Origin of the sequence: Streptomyces sp. NPDC015144 (assembly GCF_043079735.1) — a bacterium.
In the GTDB taxonomy this organism is placed as follows: Bacteria; Actinomycetota; Actinomycetes; order Streptomycetales; family Streptomycetaceae; genus Streptomyces.
Genome location: NZ_JBIBUU010000029.1, coordinates 15,394 through 36,090 on the forward strand (window position 1 = coordinate 15,394; position 20,697 = coordinate 36,090).

The following is a 20,697-nucleotide window of genomic DNA, read 5'->3' on the forward strand; positions in this document are numbered from 1 at the left end:
GAGCGCGGCCTACGCGCCGCCGGGATCGGCCGTGGCGGCCCGCTTGAACATCCGGGTGGCGGTGATCTCGCCGTGCACCGTCCCGCCGTTCGGGTCCTGCTGCGGCAGGCCGGGGCGCAGATGCTCCTCCACGCTGATGTACTTCAGCCCGGCCCTCAGGTCGGCGTCGTTGCGCAACCGGATGACCAGCGGGAACTCGGCGAGCGCGGTGGTGTCGAAGAGCCCCGTCGTGTACAGCAGCTGCACGCCCAGGGCGTCCGCCACCGCGCGCTGGAGCTCCAGCAGGTAGGTGGCGTTGGCGCGGCCGATCGGATTGTCCAGGAACAGGGTGCCCGCGTGGCGGTGCTGGTGCCGGTCGCGGCCCCGGTCGTTGCTGCGCAGCGCGGCCATCGTGCAGTAGAGGGCGATGGCCGCGGTGAGCAGCTGACCGCCGGAGAAGACGTCGCCCATCTGCCCGACCGGTACGCGCTCGGCGCGCAGCACCGCGTCCGGCTTGAGGATCTCCACGGCGACGCCCCTGGGCTCCAGGGCGGCCTGCACGCCGCGCAGCAGCAGGGACATGCCGTCCCGGCGCAGGTCGGAGTTCTTCCTCAGCGCGGCCCGGGTCGCCTCGTCGACGACCTCGCCGAGCCGTTCGGTGAGCGTCGCCTGGTCGGGTTCCTCGAAGCGGATACGGAGGAACTCCTGGCCGGACCACTCCCCCAGGCCCTCGGGGAGCCGGGAGAGGCGCTGGGCCGAGCGGAGGGTGGTGAGGGCGGACTCCACGAGGCCGCGGAGCCGGTCGACGATGGAGTCGCGGTTGCGTTCCAGCTGGGCCAGTTCGTCGGTGAGCACCCGGAGCCGGGGGGCGAAGGCGGCGGCCCACTTCTCGGCGTGCTCGGGCAGCGCCGAGGCGGGCAGCTCGCGGATCTGCTGCCGGGCGGGGGTGCGTACCTGCTCGTAACGGGTGGCGTTGGCGTGGCGTACGAGGACGTCGCCCGCCTCCCGTACGGCGCTCTCGGCGGCGGACAGGTCGGCGGCACAGCCGCGCAGCGAGCGCCGGGCCTCGGCGGCGGACTGCCGGGCCTCGCCGAGGCTGCCGGGGTAGGGCTCGGGGGCCTCGGGGTCGTCCTCCGCGCCGTGGTCCCTGAGCAGGTCGCGCAGGAGGGCCGCCGTCTCGTCGAAGCCGCCCGCCGAGTCCTCGGCGGTGCGGTGGGCGTGGAGCAGCTCGGCGTGGGCGGCGCGGGCGGTGTCCAGGGTCGCGGTGGCGGCGGCGAGTTCGGCGGTGGCGGTGCGCAGCAGGGTCTGGGCCTGCTCGGCGTCGGCGGGGACGAGCTCCTCGGGGAGTTCGGTGTGGTGGGGCTCGCCGTCGGCCGGGGCGAGCCGCTCGGCCTCGCCGCGGAGCCGGCCGAGCTGCTCGCTCGCCGTGGAGGCCCTGGTCTCCAGGAGCTGGACGAGGGATTCGGCGCGGGCGGCGGCGGCCTGCCGGGAGGGGCCGTCCGCGCCGTCGGTGGATTCGAGGAGCTGGGCGGCGCGGGTGCGGACCTTGTTGGTGAGCCGGTCGAGCTCGGCGAGGGCGGCGCTCTCGTCGCTCTCCGCGCGGGCCTGCTCGGCGCGGAGGTCGGCGCCGACGCCGACCTTCTCGTACAGCTGGGAGGCGGCCCGGTACGCCTCGCGCAGTGCGGGCAGGGCGGGGCGCGGGCGGTCGCCGTCGGGCTCCGGGAGCTGCTCGGGGGCGCCGGCGATCTCCGCCCGCTCGGCGCGCAGGGCGCGGGCGGTGCGGCGGGCGTCGTCGGCGGCGCGCTGGGCGGCGCGGCGGTCCTCGTCGGCGGCGCGGGCGCGCTCCAGGAAGGTGGCGGCGCGGGCCTCGGACTCGGCGGCCTCGTCGGTGAGTTCCCGGAGCTTGAGCTGCCAGCCCGCCCGTTCGCGGAGCCGGTGCGCGAGACCGGCGAGGGCGTCGGCGGTGCGGCGGGCGCGCTGGGCGGTCTCCTGGCGCTCCTCGCGAACCCGGGCGGTGTCGGCGGCCGCCTCGTCCGCCTCGGCGCGCACCGTACGGGCCTCGGCCAGCTCGGCCTCGGCGGTCCCGGCGAGGGTACGGGCGGTGCGGGCGGCCTCGGCGAGCTCGGCGAGCGTGCCGGGCGGGCAGTCGGCCCGCCAGGAGCCGATCCGGGCGGCCAGGGTGCGGTCCCCCGCGAGTCGGGCCGCGAGGGCGCGGATGTCCTCGTCGCGGGCGGCGGCGCGGCTCCTGAGGGCCTGCCGTTCCTCGTCGGCCGCGTGCTCGTCGTGCATCGCCGGGTTCGGCGGGACCAGGAACACGCCCTCGGTGTCCGCGGCCGGGCCGGTACCGGCGGGCGGGACGGGGGCAAGCAGCGCGGCGGCGGTGCCGACGGCGACCGCGGAGCGCGGCAGCAGCGCGGCTCCGCTCAGCACCTCGCGGGCCCGGGCGTGCGAGTCGGGGTCGGTGATGACCACGCCGTCGACCAGCTCGGGGCGGGCGGCGAGGACGGCCGCGTGGTCGGCGGGGTCGACGGCCTGGGCGAGGTAGCGCCAGCCGGGCAGGGCGGGGATGCCGTGTTCGCCGAGGTACTCGACGGTGGCGAGGACGTCGGGCGACGGGGGCAGCAGTCCGCCGTCGCCGAGCGCGCCGAGGATGCGGGAGTCGTCGGCGGCGGCGGTGCGCAGCTCGAAGAGGCGGCGTTCGGCGGCGGTGATGGACCGGTCGAGCAGCTCGCGCAGTTCGTCGGCGCTCCGGTCCAGCTCCTGGGCGGTGAGGGGCCGTTCCCGGCCGGTGGTCTGCTCGGCGACGGCGGTTCCGGTGCCCGGTGCGGCCGGGGCCGTGCCGTCCGGCTCGACGGGGCCGCCGGCCGGTTCTCCGGCGGGGCGCCGGTCGGTGCCGTGCGGGGCGTCCGGCTCCGGGCCGGCCGCGCCGCTGCGGGGCCGGGGGACGCCGGTGCCGGGGTGCGCGGGCAGTCCGAGCAAGTCGGCCAGCCGGGGGTCGGCGGCGATCGACTCGGCGGTCCTGAGCTCGGCCCCGTAGGCCTGTTCCGCGGCGTGGGCGGCGTCGGCGGCGCGGGCGGCGGCGAGTTCGGCGCGGCTCTCGGCGGCGGCCGCCTCCCGGGCCGTGTCGGCGGCGGCGCGGGCGGCTTCCCGGGCGGTGTCCCAGGCGGCGACGGCCGAGGTCTCGGCGTCGCTCGCGGCGAGGGCGGCCCGGGCCGGGTCGGCGTCCGGTGCGGTGTCGTCGAGCCAGCCGGCCCGTACCGCCTGGGCGGTCTCCTGCTCGACCTCGGCGAGGCGCTGGCGCAGGTGCCCGGCCTCGCTGCGGGCGCGCTGGGCCTCGGTGGCGGCGGTGGTGGCGTCACGGTGGGCCCGCTCGCCCTCGGTCTGGAGGATGGCGGAGCGCTCCTCCTCCTCGTTGGCGAGGGTCTCGCCGGCCTCGGCGGCGGTGTGCAGGGCCTGGACGAGGTCGGCGGCGGCCGTGGCCCGGGCGGCGAGGGCGGGCGCGGCGTCCCGTTCGGCCTCGCGGATGGCGACGGCGACCCGGGCGGAGCGGTCGGCGGCGGCGCGGTGGCGGAGCACCGCCTCGGCGGCCTGCCAGGCGGAGTGCAGGGTGCGGGCGTCGGTCAGTTCGCGGCGCTGGGCGGCGGCGCCCTTCTCGGCGGCGGTCAGGGCCAGGGAGGCGTGCCGGTAGGCCAGTTCGGCGGCGATCAGGGCGCTGCGGCCGCGGTCCCGCTCGGCGGTGGTCACGGTGTGCGCGGCGGCGGTGACCTGCTGGGCGAGCTCGGCGGTGCGGCCGCGTTCCTCCACGGCGCGGGCGGAGAGCCTGCGGGCGAGCGTACGGGTGCGGCGTTCGGCGCCCGCGTGGACGTCGCGGGTGCGGGAGCGGGTCCGTGCGGCCTCCACGATCCGGCCGAGGAGGTCGACGGAGCCCGCGGTGAAGTCGCGTTCGGCGGTCAGCTCGGCGCGGCGGCCCAGCTTGTTGCCGAAGCCGCTGACCAGGTCGGCGAGGCCGTCGGTGTCGCGGGTGTCGGTGACGGCGCGCAGCAGCAGATCGGTGAAGTCGGAGTCCTTCTTGACCGCGAAGAGTCCGGCCGCCTCGCCCTCGTCGGCGTTCATCTCGCGCTGGTAGCGGAAGAGTTCGGGGTCGAGGCCGAGGTCGCCGAGGTGTTCGTTCCAGCGGTCGTGGATCTCTTCCCAGTGCACGTCGAGGTGCTGGTAGAACTTGCCCGCCTCGGTGAGGGCGTCGCGGAAGCCCTTCATCGTGCGGCGCCTGCCGCGCGCGCCGGAGGTGCCTTCGGCGGACGGGCGTACGGAGGTGGCCTCGGCGACCGGCAGGGAGTCCAGGCCGAGGCCGGGGCCGGGGCGGAAGGAGTACCAGGCCTCGGCGAACTTCCGGGGGTCGTTGGAGACCTGGCGGCCACGCCATTCGCTGACCTTGCCGACGACCACGCACTCCCCGGTGAGGGTGTGCTGCCACTCCAGGGCGACGTGCCCGCAGTCGTCGGCGAGGAGGAACTTGCGCAGCACGCCGGAGCTGGCGCCGCCGAGGGTGTTGCGGTGGCCGGGGAGCATCACCGAGAAGATCAGCTTCAGCAGCACCGACTTGCCGCCGCCGTTCTCCAGGAAGAGCACGCCGGCGGGGGCGGGGCGGCGCGGCGGGCCGACCGGCTCCTCCTCGAAGAACTCCGCCTGGGCCGGTGCGGGGTTGGGCACGGGTTCGCCCACTCCGCGCAGGTCGAGCACGGTATCGGCGTAGCGTGCACCGGCAGGCCCGATGGAGTAGAGGCGGACCCGGGACAGCTCGTACATGGCGGCGGACTCTCGTCGTTCAGACAGCGGCAGGCAGAAGGGAAGCGGTGGGGTGCCCGGTCAGGCGTGGAAGGGCAGGCCGGCGTCGGCGGCCAGCTCCAGGTCGTCGGCGCCGGGCGGCGGGAGCAGGGTCGCGGTGCCGTCGGTGACCGGGACGACGCCGAGCTCCAGCAGTTCGGCCATGGCGGCGGAGCCGGCCATGTCGCGGACCTGGAGCTGGTAGCGGGCGGTGGTGCGGAAGGCGCCTCCGGCGTCGTCCCCGGTGCGCTGGAGGAAGCCGGAGTCGGTGAGGAAGGCGACGGCCTTGCCGACGATGCCGGTGGTGGAGCCGGCCAGCCGCCGGGCGTCCTTCGTGGCGCCGGTGGAGCTGCGGCGGGCGTAGATCCGCCAGGCCGCCTCCAGCCCGGGGGCGTCGGTGGCGGGGTCGGTGTTGTCGCCGTGCTCGGCGGCGCGTTCCTCCAGGCGGTGGCAGGCCTGGCGGACGAAGGAGTCGACGCCGTTGACCGTGATCCGCCCGATGTACGCGTCGTCGGCGAGGTCCTCGGGGCGGGGGAAGGCCATCGCGGCGACGGCGAGGTGGGCGAGCCCGTGCAGGAAGCGGTCGGCGGAGTCGGAGGAGGCGCGGCGGGCGTAGTCGCCCATGCGGACGGCGAAGACGGAGTCCTCGGCGGCGGTCACGGCCATGCCGGCGCGGGTGGAGACCTCCAGGACGACCAGGCCGAGCCCGGTCGCCACCGCGTCGGCGAGCCGGGCGAAGGCGGGCTCGTCCCGGTAGCGGCGGAGCAGTTCGGCGTACTCGGCGTCGCGGGCGGGCAGCAGCTTGGGCTGGAGGCCGAAGGCGACGAGCCGGGCGGCGTCGGCCGCGTCGGCCGGGGTGACGGGGGGTGCGGCGGTGGGGCCGGGCTGTTCGGCGGGGCCCTCGACGGGGTACGCGGTGGCCTGCTCGCTCCACGCGTCGTCGTGCGGTGCGCGGTGCTCGCTCACAGCTGTCGCTCCTTGTTGCGGAAACACTTCGGTACGGGGTGGGGGGCGCGGGGCGGTGCGGCGGTCATGACGCCTCCGAGCGGTCCGCGGCCATCCCGGCCGCGTCCAGCAGGGCCGTGCCCACGATCAGGTCGGCGCCGCCGAACTCGGGGTCGTCGAGGGGGGTGCCGTCGTCGACGGAGAACAGCAGCCGCCGCTCGCCCTGGCGGTAGGCGGTGCCGACCGGCGGGCTCGCGGCGTGCACCGCGAGCAGGGCGACCAGGTAGGGCAGGTCGTCGTCGCGGCGCCGGGCCTCGGCGAGGAGACCGGACAGGCGGCGCGGGGCGTCGTGCTCCAGGTCCAGCAGCTCCATGGCGGCGGCGAGCTGCTCCTCGCTGAATCTGCTGTCGTCGGGGGTGGCGATCAGGTCGGGCTCGGGCATCTCCACGCCCAGGTGCTCCCGCTCCAGGGGCGGGGTGAGCAGCATCTCGACCAGGTCGCCCACCCGCACCGAGACGGGGGTGCGCAGACCGGTGCCGTGGGCGAAGAAGGCGTCGGTGACGCGGATCGCCCGCTCGACGGGGAGCGGCAGGAGCGGGGCGACCAGCTGGCCGTACAGGTCGAGCCCGGTGCGGGCGGCGGGGGTGGCGAAGGCCTGCCGGTCCTGCTCGGCGCGGAAGAGCGGTCCGGCCTCCAGGAGGCGGGACTGGAGCTGGGTGTGGCGGCGGATGCAGTCCTTGACGATGTCGACCAGTTCGGCGGCGCGGCGCTTGTGCTCGGGCTCCTCCGCCTCGTCGCGCGCCTTGCGGATGTTGGTGAGGATCGCGTTCTCGTGGCGGTAGCGGTCGGCCACGTGGTCCAGCGCCTCGGCGATCATGTCGGGCACGGCGTTGAGCCAGTCGACGGCGCGGACGTTGCGCCGGGTGGCCTCCAGGGTCTTGCGGAGGGTCTCCGCGTACTGGACGGTGCGGTAGCGGGCCTGCTCGGCGGCGAGTTGGGCGTCGGCGAGGCGGCCCCGGCTGATGAGGACCTCCAGCTTGACCTCGGCGGCGATCTGGGCGCTGGTGACGTCCGTGTCGAGGGCGCCGACCAGGACGTTGACCGCCTCGTCGGTGGCGCGGAGGTAGACCGTGCCGCCGTGGCCGGGGACCTCCTCGATCAGCTTGAAGTCGTAGTCGCGGCGGACGTAGACCCCGTCGGGGCCGAAGGTGCCGTAGACCGCGCGGAATCCGCGGTCCACGCTGCCGACGTTGATCAGGTTCTCCAGCACCCAGCGCGCGACGCGCTCGTGCTCGGCCGCCGGGCGGTGCGGGGCCTGGGCGGCGACGCGCGGGAGCAGTCTGGTCACTATCTGGTCGTGGTCGGCCCCGGTGTCGAAGTCCATGTTGAGGGTGACCAGGTCGATCGCGGCGAGGGCCACCTCGGCCATCGCGTAGACCGTGTACTCACCGGCCAGGTTCGCCTTGCGGACGTCGAGGTCGTGCAGCGGCGCCGTGCAGGCGAGGGCGCGCAGCCGCCGCGAGAGCCCCTCGTCGGCGGCCGGGCCCGGGGCGGGCCGCGGCCCCGCGCCGGGCTGGGGCACGGCGTTGTCCGTGTAGGCAGGCGAAGTCACGGTGGACAGATTAGGTCCTCGCACCGACAACGGTCGAAACGGCGCAGAAGCGACCCGCGCGCGAGACACCGGGCATATTTTACGCGCTGCCGGGACGGCCGTCGTCCTCCTGCCGGGGCGCCTCCGGCGCGGCTCCGTAGCCCCCGCCGCCGGGGGTGCGCAGCACCAGGACGTCGCCCGGCTCCAGTTCGGCGGTGTCGCAGCCGTGCAGGGGGGTGTCGGGCCGTCCGTCGGGGTGCTCGACGTGCTGTTCGCCGAGCGCGCCCGGTCCGCCGCCCGCCATGCCGTACGGCGGGACCCGGCGGTGGCCGCAGAGCAGGGTGGCGGTGACGGGTGCCAGGAAGCGGAGCCGCCGCTCCACGCCCCGGCCGCCGTGCCGGAGCCCCCGGCCGCCGCTGCCGTCGCGGATCCGGAAGCTCTCCAGCAGGACGGGGTAACGCCATTCGAGGATCTCGGGGTCGGTGAGGCGGGAGTTGGTCATGTGGGTCTGTACGGCGTCGGTGCCGTCGAAGCCGTCGCCCGCGCCCGAGCCGCTGGCGACGGTCTCGTAGTACTGGACGTGTTCGTTGCCGAAGGTGAGGTTGTTCATGGTGCCCGAGCCCTCGGCCTGAATGCCGAGGGCACCGTACAGGGCCCCGGTGACGGCCTGGGAGGTCTCCACGTTGCCCGCGACGGTGGCCGCTGGATGGGCCGGGGACAGCATGGAGCCCTCCGGGATCCTGATCTCCAGGGGTTTCAGGCAGCCGCTGTTGAGCGGGATGTCCTCGGCGACCAGGGTGCGGAAGACGTAGAGCACGGCCGCCATGACCACGGAGCGCGGCGCGTTGAAGTTGCCGGGCTGCTGAGGCGAGGTGCCGGTGAAGTCGACGACCGCGCCGCGTGCCTCCCGGTCGACGGTGAGGGAGACCGCGATGACCGCGCCGTTGTCGGTCTCGTAGCGGTAGGCGCCGTCGTGGAGGCCGGCGATGATCCGGCGGACGGACTCCTCGGCGTTGTCCTGCACGTGTCCCATGTACGCGGCGACCACGTCGGGGCCGAACTGGTCGGTCATGCGGCGGAGTTCGGCGATGCCCTTCTCGTTGGCGGCGATCTGGGCGCGCAGGTCGGCGAGGTTGGTCTCCGGGTCGCGGGAGGGGTACCTGGCGCCGGTGAGCAGGGCGCGGGTCTCGTCCTCGCGGAACCTGCCGTCGCGTACCAGCAGCCAGTTGTCGAACAGCACGCCCTCCTCGTCGACGGTGCGGCTGAAGGCGGGCATGGAGCCGGGGGTGATGCCGCCGATCTCGGCGTGGTGGCCCCGGGAGGCGACCAGGAAGCGCGGGTGTTCGCCGTCGTCCGGGCCGAAGACCGGGGTGACCACCGTGACGTCCGGCAGATGGGTGCCGCCGTGGTACGGGTCGTTGACGGCGTAGGCGTCGCCGGGGCGCATGGTGCCCCTGTTGCGCCGCAGCACCTCCTTGATGGACTCCCCCATCGAGCCGAGGTGGACGGGGATGTGCGGGGCGTTGGCAATCAGGTTGCCGTCCGCGTCGAACAGGGCGCAGGAGAAGTCGAGCCGTTCCTTGATGTTGACGGAGTGGGCGGTGTTCTCCAGGCGCACGCCCATCTGCTCGGCGATCGACATGAAGAGGTTGTTGAAGACCTCCAGCAGGACGGGGTCGACCCGGGTGCCGACGGCGGTGCGGTCCGGGCGCGGGCGGGCCCGGGTCAGCAGCAGGTGCCCGGTGCCGGTGGCGGCGGCCTGCCAGCCGGGGTCGACGACGGTGGTGGCGTCCGCCTCGGCGATGACGGCGGGGCCGGTCACGGTGTCGGTGGGGCGCAGCTCCGCCCGCAGGTGGAGCGGGGTGTCCTGCCAGCGGCCCTCGGCGTGCATCCGGACGGTGTCGTGCGGGCGGGGTGCGGTACGGGTGCGGGGCGGGGGGCCGGCCGGGGGCGCGGCGGGGCGGCCCGCGTCGCCGGTCGCCTCGACCGTCACGGCCTCGACGATCAGGGGTTTGTCCATGGTGAAGGCGTAGCGGGCGCGGTGCTCGGCGGTGAAGGCTGCGGCCATGGCGGACGCGGTGTCCAGGTCGACGGGGAGGCCCGAGTCCGTACCGGCGTAGCGCAGCAGGACCCGGGCGCGGGTGCTGATCGCGTGGTCGGGCACGGAGTCGGCGCGCAGGTCGGCGCGGGTGGCGGCGGCCAGTTCCGCGCAGACGTCCCGGACCTCGGCCTCGGTCGCCGGGGTCAGCTCCGCCTCCACCGACCGCTCGCGCATCGCGGTGGCGTCGGCGAGGCCGATGCCGTACGCGGACAGCACCCCGGCGAGCGGTGGTACGAGCACGGTGTCGATGCCCAGGGAGTCGGCGACGGCGCAGACGTGCTGGCCGCCCGCGCCGCCGAAGCCGGTCAGGGCGTACCGGGTGATGTCGTGTCCGCGTTGCACGGAGATCTTCTTGACCGCGTTCGCCATGTTGAGGACGGCGATCTCCAGGAATCCGGCGGCGGTCTCGGCGGCCGTGTGCCGGGTGCCGGTGGCGCGGGCGATGTCCTCGGCGAGGGTCTCGAAGCGTTCGCGGACCAGGTCGGCGTCGATCGGGAGGTCGCCGCCGGGGCCGAAGACGGCCGGGAAGTATCCGGGCTGCACCCGGCCGAGCAGCACATTGGCGTCGGTAACGGTGAGCGGGCCGCCGCGGCGGTAGCAGGCCGGGCCGGGGACGGCGCCCGCCGAGTCGGGGCCGACCCGCTGGCGGCGGCCGTCGAAGTGGAGGACGGAGCCGCCGCCGGCCGCGACGGTGTGGATGCTCATCATCGGGGCGCGCATCCGCACCCCGGCGACCTGGGTGCCGAGTTCGCGTTCGAACGTACCCGCGTAGTGGGACACGTCGGTGGAGGTGCCGCCCATGTCGAAGCCGATGACCCGGTCGTACCCGGCCTGTTCGGAGGTGCGGGCCATGCCGACCACGCCGCCGGCGGGGCCGGAGAGCACGGCGTCCTTGCCCCGGAAGCGGGCGGCTTCGCGCAGGCCGCCGTTGGACTGCATGAACAGCAGCCGGATGCCGTCGAGTTCACCGGCGATCTCGTCGACGTAGCGGCGCAGGATCGGCGAGAGGTAGGCGTCGACGACGGTGGTGTCGCCGCGCGGTACGAGTTTGATCAGCGGGCTCACCTCGTGCGAGCAGCTGACCTGGGTGAAGCCCGCCTCGCGGGCGGCGTCGGCCACGGCCCGCTCGTGCCCGGGATGGCGGTAGCCGTGCATCAGGACGACGGCGGCGCTGCGCAGTCCGGCGGCGTGGGCGGCGCGCAGCCGCTCGGTGACGGCCGCCCGGTCCAGGGGGGTGACGGTCCGTCCGTGGGCGTCGATCCGCTCGGGGACCTCGATCACCCGTTCGTAGATGTCCTCGGGGAGCACGATGTGCCGGTCGAAGAGGCGGGGCCGGTTCTGGTAGGCGATGCGCAGGGCGTCCCGGAAGCCCTCGGTGACGACCAGGGCGGTGGGTTCGCCGTGCCGTTCGAGCAGGGCGTTGGTGGCGACGGTGGTGCCGATCCGTACGGCGGCGATCCGGTCGGCGGGGACGGGTTCGTCGGGGCGGAGGCCGAGTACGGTCCGGATCCCGGCCACGGCGGCGTCGCGGCGGCGCCCGGGGTCGTGGGAGAGCAGCTTGCGGGTGACCAGATGTCCGTCGGGGGCCCGGCCGACGACGTCGGTGAAGGTGCCGCCCCGGTCGATCCAGAACTCCCAGCCTCCGGTCATCCCCCCATACTGGCGCGCGGCGCGGCCGACGGCCAAGAGGGCGGGGGCGGAAGGGGTACGGGGCCGGTGGGCCGGCCGTGCTGTGCGCCGCGCGCCCCCCGACGCGCGTCGCTGCGGGTGCCCCGGTCAGACCGCCGGGGCGTCGGGGCCGATCCGGCTGCGGACCGCCGTCTGCACCTCGGCCTCCTCGGCGGGGTCGGCGGCGAGGCGGCGCAGCCGCTCGGCGACCCTGATGTCACCGGTCTCCGCGTGGAGCGCGGCGACCTCCCGGGTGGTCTCCTCGCAGTCCCAGAGGCATTCGACGGCGAAGCCGGTGGCGAAGGAGGGGTCGGTGGCGGCCAGGGCGCGGGCCGTCCGGCCGCGCAGGTGCGAGGAGGAGGTCTCGCGGTAGATGTGCCGGAGCACGGGGGCGGCGCAGGCGATCTCCAGCCGCCCGGCGCCGTCCACGAGCGTCCAGAGGCGGGGCTCGTCCGGTCCCGCGCCGCGCACCGCCTCACGGAGGGCGGCGAGGACCACCTTCGCGTCCTGGGCACCGCCCCGGCAGGCGAGGACTCCGGTCGCGGAGGCGCCGAGGGCGTCGGGCCGCCGGGCCCAGCTCCGGGCGCGCTCCACCGCCGCGTCGCCGCACATCCGCTCGAAGGCGGCGACGGCCGCGTCGGCGACGGTGCGCGAGGCGGAGACCGCGGCGGCCTCGATCAGGTCGAGCACGGCCGGGTCCCGGGCCTCCGCCAGGTAGTGCAGCGCGGCGCCGCGGGCGCCGTCGGGGCCGCTGCGGGCGGCCTCGACGATCGCGGGCCGGTCCTCGGGCCCGGCGACGGCGGTGAGGCAGCGGGCGGCGGGCGCGTGGAGGACGCTGCCGCGTTCGAGCCCCTGCTGGGCCCAGTCGAGGACGGCCCGCACGCTCCAGCCGGGGCGGGGCCCGCCGGGCCGCATCTGTCGCTGCCAGCGGTCGAACGAGCCCTGCTCCGACGCGGCCCGGACCCGGGCGCCGACCTCCTCGCGCGGGTCGTCCGCCCAGAGCCGCCAGGGGCGGGGCTCGTAGGCGTCACGCACCACCGAGGCCAGTTCGGCGGCGCCCTCGGGGGTCTCCGGGAAGCGGCCGAGCACGGGCACGGCGAGGCTGCGGAGCCCCGCGTCGTCGTCGCGCAGGGCCAGCTCGTCCAGGGCCCAGGCCCAGTTCGAGCCGGTCGCCGCGTAGCGCCGCAGCAGGGCCAGGGCGTCGTCGCGGCCGTACGCGGCGAGGTGGCCGAGGACGGCGAGGGCGAGCCCGGTGCGCGAGTCGTCGGTGTCGAGGTGGTCGTCGGGATCGCACAGGTGGCGCTCGATCTCCTCGATGCCTCCGTCGAGGTCGAGGTAGAGGCGTGCGTAGTAGAGGGAGCGGTTCTCCACCTGCCAGTCGTGGCGCGGATCGCTCAGGACGCAGTGGTTGAGGGCCGCCAGGGCCTCCGGGCGCGGGGCGGCGAGCGCGTGGAGCGTGCCGTCGCCGCGGCCCCTCTGCAGCAGACCGAGCAGGGTGCCGCTCGGCGCTATGAACGGATCAAACATGGAAAATGCCTCACATCAAGCTGTCGACGCGACCGGGACTGTGCCGTTCCAAGTGCCGGGTGGGCACTACGCCGCGCAGCGACATGCTCGTCCGACCTTCGTCTTCCGCCTGCTGTAGACCATTTCCCTCTGCCTCTCGTCGGTGGCCCGGAGCCGGGCCCGCGACGTCATGATGACCCAAGCCATTTCGCCACCGCGACCACATTTACCGCGTACCCGGTCAGTGGGCACCGAAGCGTTCCAGCAGGTCGGCCTTGCCGAACATGCGCGCGGTGTCGACGGCGGAGGGGGTTCCGGCGGCCGGATCGGCACCCGCGGCGAGCAGGGCGTCGATCACCGCGTCCTCGCCCTTGAAGACGGCGCCGGCGAGCGGCGTCTGCCCCCGGTCGTTGGCCCGGCCCGGGTCGGCGCCGCGTTCGACGAGCGCCGTGACGGCGGCGGCGTGGCCGTGGTAGGCGGCGAGCATCAGCAGCGAGTCGCCCCGGTCGTTGGTGAGGTTCGCGGGGATGCCCGCGTCGACGTACGCGGCGAGCGCGTCCGTCTCGCCCCGGCGGGCGAGGTCGAAGACCTTCGTCGCCAGTTCGACCACCTCGGGGTCGGGGGTTTCGCTCATCGCACGGGCCGCCTTTCTCTCTTCTTCTTTCCGCACCGCTGCCGGCCTGCCGGAACGTACGCCACGGGGCCGTACGAGTGAACCGACAGGGTACTGCCCGCCCGGGTCGCGCGACCCGGGCCTTCCCTGGCAAAGGATCACGGACGGTGCCGCACCCGCCACCGGACGTTCCGCCACGGCGGACCCCACGGAGGGCCAGTTCAGTGAAAACAATTACTTTTCACCCGAATGCAGCTTTTGTCATATAGATACTTCCGGTGAACCTGGAAGGACTCATGGTGACCGTCCCCCCAACCAGGAGAACCACTCATGATCCTGTCCATGTCAGGCGTTGTCATCCTCGGCATCATCGTCTTCCTCTTCTTCAGGAAGGACGGACTCAAGGCATCACACGCCCTCGTCACCGCCCTGTTCGGCTTCTACCTGGCGGGCACCGCCATCGCACCGAGCATCACCGCGGGCGGCGCCAGCCTCGCCGGCCTGCTGGGCGGGATCAAGTTCTGACCCCCGCGACCGCTCCCACCCCCTTCAGGAGGCCGACGTGGCCCGGCGACCACTCCCCCGCATTCTGAGCAGCGGCAGCGCCTCGATCACCCGCAGCCGGGAGATCGCGCGCACGGCCGCCGACAACGCCACGGACATCCTCCAGCCGCTGATCACGATCACCCGCGGCCTGCGGCTGCTGGCCGCGGCCGGACGGCAGAGGTGGGCCGCGACCCCCAAGGACAGGCGCGGCCCCGCGCTGTTCACGGTCGCGGTCTGCCTGTTCGCCCTGGCGGTCATGCCGTTCGGCGGGCTGATCGCCCTGGTGACGGTGATGGGCGCCGCGGCCTGGAAGGGACGGGAGCGGACCGAGGAGAGGACCGGACCCGACGAGGCGGAGACCGCACGGCTGCGCTCCCTGTACGAGGCGCTCGTGCCGTACTTCGGCGTCCCCGACGACCCCGCCCCCCTGTACGCGCACGGCGGGGACTGGACGAAGGCCTTCGGCGACCACGCCTTCGACGGCGACGGACGGCCGACCCGGCTCCGGGTGACGTACCCCGCCTGCTTCACCGACGGGGAGGCCGCCTCCCGGGCCCGGATCGAACAGCTCCTGCACGCCAAGTCCGGCCGCAGCCGGGAGTACCGCTTCACCTGGGACGAGGAGGGCAACCAGCTCCTCATGACCGTGCTCGGCGCCCTGCCCACCTCCATCGGCGCCCAGCGCTTCGTCACCGCCCCCGGCGAGACCGTGCTGGGCTTCACCGACGGCGAGGCCGTGCAGCGCACGGTCCCGGTGCACGACGGCGACCTCACCCGGGACGCCCCGCCGGTCGTCTGGCGGACCGGCGCCCGCTCCACCGAACCGCATCTCCTGGTGGTCGGGCAGCCCGGCAGCGGCACCACGACCCTGCTCCGCTCCCTCGCCCTCCAGGCGCTCCAGCACGGCGACGTCCTGGTCGTCGAGGCCACCGCGACCGGCGAGTACGCCTGTCTGACCGGGCGGGACGGCGTACTGGCCGTGGAGTGCGAACCCGGCGGCGCGCTGACGGCCCTGGAGTGGGCCGCCCACGAGACGGAACGGCGGCTGATCGCCGCGAGCCGGGCCCGGCAGGCCGGCCGGCCGCTGCCCGACGACATCCGGCGCCCGCTGTGGATCCTGCTGGACCGGCCCGGCCTCCTCTGCCGGCTGGCCACCGCCACGGGCGGCCGCCCCGACCCCCTCGAACTGCTCCAGGCGCCACTGCGGCACGGCAGGGCGACCGGCGTCACCGTGGTCCTGGCCGACCAGTTCGACAGCCTGGACGCCCTCGGCGAGGGCATCCGCAGGCAGGCGCGGGCCCGGGTCGTGCTCGGCCGCTGCTCCCGCGAGGAGGTGGCGGCGGTGCTCGGCGCCGAGCCGGACACCACCCCCGCCCCCGAGAGCCCGCCCGGCCGGGGCTACGCGCGCCTCGGCACCGGTCCGGTACTGCGCCTCCAGGTCCCGGCCACCCCCGACCCGTACGACGAGACGGCCGACGAGGCACACCGGCAGGCGGTGCTCGGGCTGCTCCCCGGGCGGCGGGACGCGGTCGCGGCGGCCGGGGCGGAGAAGCCCGCCGCCCCGGAACCGACGGGCGTCCCGGAACCTCTGCTGCCGCGCGCGGTGACCGTCGACAACCTGGCGGTCACCGACTGACGGACGGGGCGCCGCGCCCGGTCAGGCGACGTACGTGCGCGGCGCCTCGGCCCCCGCGCCCGTCCCCGAGCCGACCAGCCGGGCCGCCGCCGCGAGCCGGACCGCCGCCTCGTCCGCCACCGGCCCCGCGACCGTGAACGGCAGCCGCACGTACCCCTCGAAGGCGCCGTCGACACCGAACCGCGGGCCGGACGGGACCCGGACGCCGACCTGCTCCCCGGCCACCGCCAGCCGCGACCCGGAGAGCCCGCCGGTGCGCACCCAGAGCGTCAGGCCGCCGCTCGGGACGGCGAACTCCCAGTCGGGCAGCTCCCGGCGGACCGCGGCGACCAGCGCGTCCCGGTTCTCCCGCGCCTGCTCCCGCCGCAGCCGCACGGCCTCCTCCCAGCCCCCGGTGCGCATCAGCCAGTTCAGGGCGAGCTGTTCGAGGACGGGCGTGCCCATGTCGGCGTAGGCGCGGGCGGCGACCAGGCTGCGGATCACGTCCGGGGCGGCGCGCACCCAGCCGATCCGCAGCCCCGCCCAGAACGCCTTGCTCGCCGAGCCGACCGTGATCACGGTGGAGCCCGCCGGGTCGAAGGCGCAGACCCGGCGCGGCATGCTCACGTCGGGATCGAGGCGCAGCTCATTCATGGTCTCGTCGACGACCAGGACCGTCCCGGCCGAGCGGGCCGCGTCGACCAGGCCGCGCCGCCGGTCCTCGTCGGCCAGGGCACCGGTCGGGTTGTGGAAGTCGGCGACGACATAGGCGAGGCGCGGCGCCGCCTCCCGCAGGACCTGCCGCCAGCGGTTCAGGTCCCAGCCGCCGAGCCCCTCCTCCATCGCCACCGGGACCAGCCGGGCACCCGCCTCCCGCATCAGCTGGAGGATGTTGGCGTAGCTCGGGGACTCCACCGCGATCCGCTCGCCGCGCCCCGCGAAGAGATGGCAGATCGCGTCGATGGCCCCCATGGCGCCGGTGGTGACCATGATCTGTTCGGGCATGGTCGGCACCCCGCGCGCGCTGTACCGCTCGGCGATCATCTGCCGCAGCGCGGGCAGCCCGGCCGGGTAGTCGCCGTGGGTGTGGGCGTACGGCGGCAGTTCCTCGATGGCGCCCTGCACGGCCCGGGTCAGCCACGGCTCGGGGGCGGGCAGCGCTGCGCAGCCCAGGTCGATCAGGGAGCCGAGGGACTCCGGGGGCAGCGGTTCCAGACCGCGCGCGGGCAGCGGGTTGCCCGCGGGCACCGCCGTCCAGCTCCCGGCCCCGCGGCGGGACTCCAGGAACCCCTCGGTGCGCAGCGTCTCGTAGGCGGCGGCGACGGTGGTGCGGCTCACGGAGAGGGCGAGGGCCAGCTCGCGCTCGGCGGGGAGCCGGGCGGCGACGGGCACCCGGCCCTCCAGTACGAGCAGGCGGACCCCGTCGGCCAGCGCCCGGTAGGCGGGCGGGCGGCGGGTGCCCGGCCCGGCGGGCCGGGGCTGCTGTGCCTGGAGCTGTCGGGCCAGCTGGGCCGCCCCGACCGCCGAAGTCCACTCGGCCATGGAAATCAGTCCACCTTCCTCGGATTGGCCATGGTTGGCGGCCAATCCCCTGCCACAGAGTGACATGCGGCAGTCCGCCGCCACCACATCAGGGGGTATCTCTTGTCCACCGCCTCCGCCCCTCGCGGGGCGCGTCTCACCCGCCGGCTGGTCCAGCTCTACGCCGGTCTCGCGCTGTACGGGGCCAGCTCCGCGCTCCTGGTCCGGGCCGGTCTGGGGCTGGAGCCCTGGGGCGTGCTGCACCAGGGGCTCGCCGGGCGCACCGGGCTGTCCATCGGGGTCGTCTCGATCGTCGTCGGTGCCGTGGTGCTGCTGCTGTGGATACCGCTGCGCCAGCGGCCCGGGCTCGGCACCGTCTCCAACGTCTTCGCGGTCGGCCTCGCGATGGACGGCACGCTCGCGTTCGTCCCCGCCCTGCACGGCCCGGCCGCGCGGATCGCGGTGCTGGTCGCGGGGGTCGTGCTCAACGGTGTCGCGACCGGGCTGTACATCGCGGCACGGTTCGGGCCGGGCCCCCGCGACGGGCTGATGACCGGGCTGCACCTGCGGACCGGCCGCTCCATCCGGCTGATGCGGACGCTGATCGAGGTCGCGGTGGTGGTGAGCGGCTTCCTGCTCGGCGGTTCGCTCGGCGTCGGCACGGTGCTGTACGCCCTGGCCATCGGCCCGCTCGCCCAGTTCTTCCTGCGGATCTTCGCGGACGACCGGGAGCCCGACGACGAGGAGGAGGACCCGGCCGGTGAGCCCGTCGGGGAGGCTGCCGCCGCTCCCGCGCCGGGCGACGGCGGCACCTGCGTCACCCCGCCGACACCCGGGCAGGCCATACTTCCGCGGTGACCTCAGTACGCCACCCCTATCTGGACCATCCCACGACGATCCCCTTCGCCCACCGGGGCGGTGCGGCGGACGGGATCGAGAACACCACCGAGGCGTTCCGCCGGGCCTCCGACGCCGGGTACCGCTACTTCGAGACCGATGTGCACACCACGTCGGACGGCCGGCTGGTGGCCTTCCACGACACCACCCTGGACCGGGTCACCGACGCCCGCGGCCGGATCGCCGAGCTTCCGTGGAGCGAGGTGCGGCGGGCCAGGGTGGCGGGCCGGGAGCCGCTGCCGCTCTTCGAGGAGCTGCTGGAGACGTTCCCGGACGCCCGCTGGAACGTCGATCTCAAGGCCGCCTCCGCGCTGGAGCCGCTGATCGGGCTGATCCGCCGGACGAACGCCTGGGACCGGGTGTGCGTGGGCTCCTTCTCCGAGGCGCGGGTCGCCAGTGCGCACCGGCTGGCGGGCCCCCGCCTCGCCACCTCCTACGGCGTCCGGGGCGTGCTCGCCCTGCGGCTGCGCTCGTACGGGATACCGGCGGCGCTGCGGGCCGGGGCGGTCTGCGCGCAGGTGCCGGAGAGCCAGAGCGGCATCCGGGTGGTCGACCGCCGCTTCGTGCGCGAGGCGCACGCGCGCGGCCTCCAGGTGCACGTCTGGACGGTGAACGAACCGGAACGGATGGCAGCCCTCCTGGACCTCGGTGTGGATGGCATCATGACCGATCACATCGAGACACTGCGCACGGTGCTGAGCGAGCGGGGGGCCTGGGCCTGATGCCTGCCGTGCGGGGTCCTCACGGGGCGATACGAGGGGGTGCGGCTTGAGCACCGAGACCGCGGAAACCACTGGACCGGCGGGCCCGGACGCGGAGGCGGCCGCGGGCCGCAGACGCGAACAGCGCGGCTGGTATTTCTACGACTTCGCGTGCTCCGTCTATTCGACGAGCGTGCTGACGGTCTTCATCGGGCCCTATCTGACCTCGATCGCCAAGGCCGCCGCGGACGCCGAGGGGTACGTGCACCCGCTCGGCATTCCGGTCCGGGCCGGTTCGCTGTTCGCGTACGCGGTATCGGTCTCGGTCGTGCTCGCCGTGATCGTCATGCCGATCGCGGGCGCCGCGGCCGACCGCACGGGGCGCAAGAAGCCGCTGCTGGCGGTCGCCGCCTACACCGGGGCCGCCGCGACCACCGGCATGTTCTTCCTGGACGGCCACCGCTACCTGCTGGGCGCGTTCCTGCTGATCGTCGCGAACGCGGCGATCTCGGTGTCGATGGTGCTGTACAACGCGTACCTGCCGCAGATCGCCGAGCCCGACGAGCGGGACCGGGTCTCCTCGCGCGGCTGGGCCTTCGGCTACACCTCGGGCGCGCTGGTCCTGGTGCTGAACCTGATCCTGTACACCGGCCACGACTCCTTCGGCCTTTCGGAGTCCGACTCGGTGCGGATCTGCCTCGCCTCGGCCGGTCTCTGGTGGGGCGCCTTCACGCTGGTACCGCTGCGCCGGCTGCGCGACCGGGGCGTGGCGGCGAACGGCGAGGGCGCGGTCGGCTCGGGGTGGAAGCAGCTGCTGGCCACCCTGCGCGACATGCGCCGCCATCCGCTGACGCTCTCCTTCCTGCTGGCGTACCTGGTCTACAACGACGGTGTGCAGACGGTGATCTCCCAGGCGTCGGTGTACGGCTCGGAGGAACTGGGGCTCGACCAGACCACGCTGATCACGGCGGTGCTGCTGGTGCAGGTGCTGGCGGTGGCCGGGGCGCTGGGGATGGGGCGGCTGGCCCGCTCGTACGGCGCGAAGCGCACGATCCTCGGCTCGCTCGTGGTCTGGACGCTGATCCTCGTCGCCGGGTACTTCCTCCCCTCCGGGGCGCCGGTCTACTTCTACGCCCTGGCCGCGGCGATCGGCATGGTGCTGGGCGGCAGCCAGGCGCTCTCGCGCTCGCTCTTCTCGCACCTGGTGCCGCGCGGCAAGGAGGCCGAGTACTTCTCCGCGTACGAGATGAGCGACCGCGGGCTGAGCTGGCTGGGGCCGCTGGTGTTCGGGCTCGCCTTCCAGCTGACCGGCAGCTACCGGGACGCGATCATCTCGTTGGTGATCTTCTTCGTGGTCGGTGCCGCGCTGCTCGCGAGGGTGCCGGTGCGCCGGGCGGTGGCCGCCGCGGGCAATCCCGTACCGGAACGGATTTAGACGTTGAAGTGAAAGGCCGGTAGTGTACGCCTTTGGCCTGCCCGGAGGACCGTTACTGCGCGTGGAAGAGACAGAACCGTTGGGTGACAACTTCCACCAGATGTGACAATCCGGGCATTGCTGGGTACTTGGAACCCTGGGAAACCTTAAGAAGCAGCGGCACGACGGGCGACGCATGACCGGCAACGGGAATCTTTGCCGCCGACCGGACGTTGACCGGATGACGACGACAGCGACACCTGTCCTGTGGGCGACAAGCCCGGGAGGCACGATTCATGAGTGAGCGAGCTCTCCGCGGCACGCGACTCGTGGTTACCAGCTACGAGACGGACCGCGGCATCGATCTGGCCCCGCGCCAGGCGGTGGAGTACGCATGCCAGAACGGACATCGATTCGAGATGCCGTTCTCGGTAGAGGCGGAGATTCCGCCGGAGTGGGAGTGCAAGGCGTGCGGCGCCATGGCACTCCTGGTGGACGGGGACGGCCCCGAGGAGAAGAAGGGCAAGCCTGCGCGTACGCACTGGGACATGCTCATGGAGCGGCGCACCCGCGAGGAGCTCGAGGAAGTACTCGCCGAGCGGCTGGCGGTGCTGCGTTCCGGCGCCATGAACATCGCCGTGCACCCGAGGGACAGCAGGAAGTCCGCCTGACCCCTTACGCACCACCTCAGTACGACAGAGCCGCGGGGGGGGGGGCCCCCCCGGGGGGGGGGGCCCCCCCGGGGGGCCCCCGGGGGGGCCCGCGGCGCCCCGGGG

13 protein-coding genes are annotated in these 20,697 nt (G+C 74.7%); 6 read left to right on the forward strand and 7 right to left on the reverse strand.

Annotated features, from left to right (window positions below; all coding sequences use genetic code 11):
• Positions 1 to 9: 9 nt before the first annotated feature.
• The 6 genes from ACF08W_RS32600 to ACF08W_RS32625 form a co-directional block, all read right to left on the reverse strand.
• A complete protein-coding gene (locus ACF08W_RS32600) occupies positions 10 to 4,785 on the reverse strand; it encodes a hypothetical protein (protein WP_392281506.1) in 4,776 nt (1,591 codons plus the stop codon).
• 60 nt (positions 4,786 to 4,845) lie between these two features.
• The gene (locus ACF08W_RS32605) at positions 4,846 to 5,769 is read right to left on the reverse strand and encodes a hypothetical protein (protein ID WP_385211065.1); all 924 of its coding nucleotides are present in this window, start codon (positions 5,767 to 5,769) and stop codon (positions 4,846 to 4,848) included.
• A gap of 64 nt (positions 5,770 to 5,833) precedes the next feature.
• Positions 5,834 to 7,360 (reverse strand): hypothetical protein, encoded by a 1,527-nt coding sequence (locus ACF08W_RS32610; protein WP_392281507.1) that lies wholly within the window; start codon positions 7,358 to 7,360, stop codon positions 5,834 to 5,836.
• Positions 7,361 to 7,439: 79 nt separating this feature from the next.
• Entirely contained in the window at positions 7,440 to 11,090 is a 3,651-nt protein-coding gene (locus tag ACF08W_RS32615; protein WP_392281508.1) for a hydantoinase B/oxoprolinase family protein, read from the reverse strand.
• A gap of 126 nt (positions 11,091 to 11,216) precedes the next feature.
• On the reverse strand, positions 11,217 to 12,635 hold the full coding sequence (locus ACF08W_RS32620; RefSeq protein WP_352280110.1) for a HEAT repeat domain-containing protein: 1,419 nt from the start codon (positions 12,633 to 12,635) through the stop codon (positions 11,217 to 11,219).
• 220 nt (positions 12,636 to 12,855) lie between these two features.
• Positions 12,856 to 13,248 (reverse strand): ankyrin repeat domain-containing protein, encoded by a 393-nt coding sequence (locus tag ACF08W_RS32625; RefSeq protein WP_385211058.1) that lies wholly within the window; start codon positions 13,246 to 13,248, stop codon positions 12,856 to 12,858.
• Between the two features lie 309 nt (positions 13,249 to 13,557).
• Here ACF08W_RS32625 and ACF08W_RS32630 point away from each other — a divergent pair, with 309 nt between their 5' ends.
• Positions 13,558 to 13,752, forward strand: a complete 195-nt coding sequence (locus ACF08W_RS32630; protein ID WP_018103962.1) for a hypothetical protein — start codon at positions 13,558 to 13,560, stop codon at positions 13,750 to 13,752.
• 37 nt (positions 13,753 to 13,789) lie between these two features.
• Positions 13,790 to 15,409, forward strand: a complete 1,620-nt coding sequence (locus ACF08W_RS32635; RefSeq protein ID WP_392281509.1) for a hypothetical protein — start codon at positions 13,790 to 13,792, stop codon at positions 15,407 to 15,409.
• A 21-nt stretch (positions 15,410 to 15,430) separates the two neighbouring features.
• Here ACF08W_RS32635 and ACF08W_RS32640 read toward each other — a convergent pair whose 3' ends face one another.
• Positions 15,431 to 16,930, reverse strand: a complete 1,500-nt coding sequence (locus ACF08W_RS32640; RefSeq protein ID WP_352280107.1) for a PLP-dependent aminotransferase family protein — start codon at positions 16,928 to 16,930, stop codon at positions 15,431 to 15,433.
• A 102-nt stretch (positions 16,931 to 17,032) separates the two neighbouring features.
• Between ACF08W_RS32640 and ACF08W_RS32645 the strand changes: the two genes are divergently transcribed.
• The 4 genes from ACF08W_RS32645 to ACF08W_RS32660 all read left to right on the forward strand — a co-directional run bounded on the left by ACF08W_RS32645 (position 17,033) and on the right by ACF08W_RS32660 (position 20,592).
• Positions 17,033 to 17,767, forward strand: coding sequence for a YitT family protein (locus ACF08W_RS32645; RefSeq protein ID WP_392281510.1), 735 nt, complete (start codon positions 17,033 to 17,035; stop codon positions 17,765 to 17,767).
• A complete protein-coding gene (locus tag ACF08W_RS32650; RefSeq protein WP_392281511.1) occupies positions 17,764 to 18,528 on the forward strand; it encodes a glycerophosphodiester phosphodiesterase in 765 nt (254 codons plus the stop codon). Before ACF08W_RS32645 ends, ACF08W_RS32650 begins: the two co-directional genes overlap by 4 nt.
• A 46-nt stretch (positions 18,529 to 18,574) precedes the next feature.
• On the forward strand, positions 18,575 to 19,942 hold the full coding sequence (locus tag ACF08W_RS32655) for an MFS transporter (protein WP_392281512.1): 1,368 nt from the start codon (positions 18,575 to 18,577) through the stop codon (positions 19,940 to 19,942).
• A gap of 275 nt (positions 19,943 to 20,217) precedes the next feature.
• A complete protein-coding gene (locus ACF08W_RS32660) occupies positions 20,218 to 20,592 on the forward strand; it encodes an RNA polymerase-binding protein RbpA (RefSeq protein ID WP_007262928.1) in 375 nt (124 codons plus the stop codon).
• Positions 20,593 to 20,697: the final 105 nt, after the last annotated feature.

What these genes read in the sequence shown, in the direction of transcription:
- ACF08W_RS32600 (WP_392281506.1), bottom strand. Translation starts at nt 4,785, where the DNA reads ATGTACGAGCTGTCCCGGGTCCGCCTCTACTCCATCGGGCCTGCCGGT.
- ACF08W_RS32615 (WP_392281508.1), bottom strand. Translation starts at nt 11,090, where the DNA reads ATGACCGGAGGCTGGGAGTTCTGGATCGACCGGGGCGGCACCTTCACC.
- ACF08W_RS32620 (WP_352280110.1), bottom strand. Translation starts at nt 12,635, where the DNA reads ATGTTTGATCCGTTCATAGCGCCGAGCGGCACCCTGCTCGGTCTGCTG.
- ACF08W_RS32625 (WP_385211058.1), bottom strand. Translation starts at nt 13,248, where the DNA reads ATGAGCGAAACCCCCGACCCCGAGGTGGTCGAACTGGCGACGAAGGTC.
- ACF08W_RS32630 (WP_018103962.1), top strand. Translation starts at nt 13,558, where the DNA reads ATGATCCTGTCCATGTCAGGCGTTGTCATCCTCGGCATCATCGTCTTC.
- ACF08W_RS32640 (WP_352280107.1), bottom strand. Translation starts at nt 16,930, where the DNA reads ATGGCCGAGTGGACTTCGGCGGTCGGGGCGGCCCAGCTGGCCCGACAG.
- ACF08W_RS32660 (WP_007262928.1), top strand. Translation starts at nt 20,218, where the DNA reads ATGAGTGAGCGAGCTCTCCGCGGCACGCGACTCGTGGTTACCAGCTAC.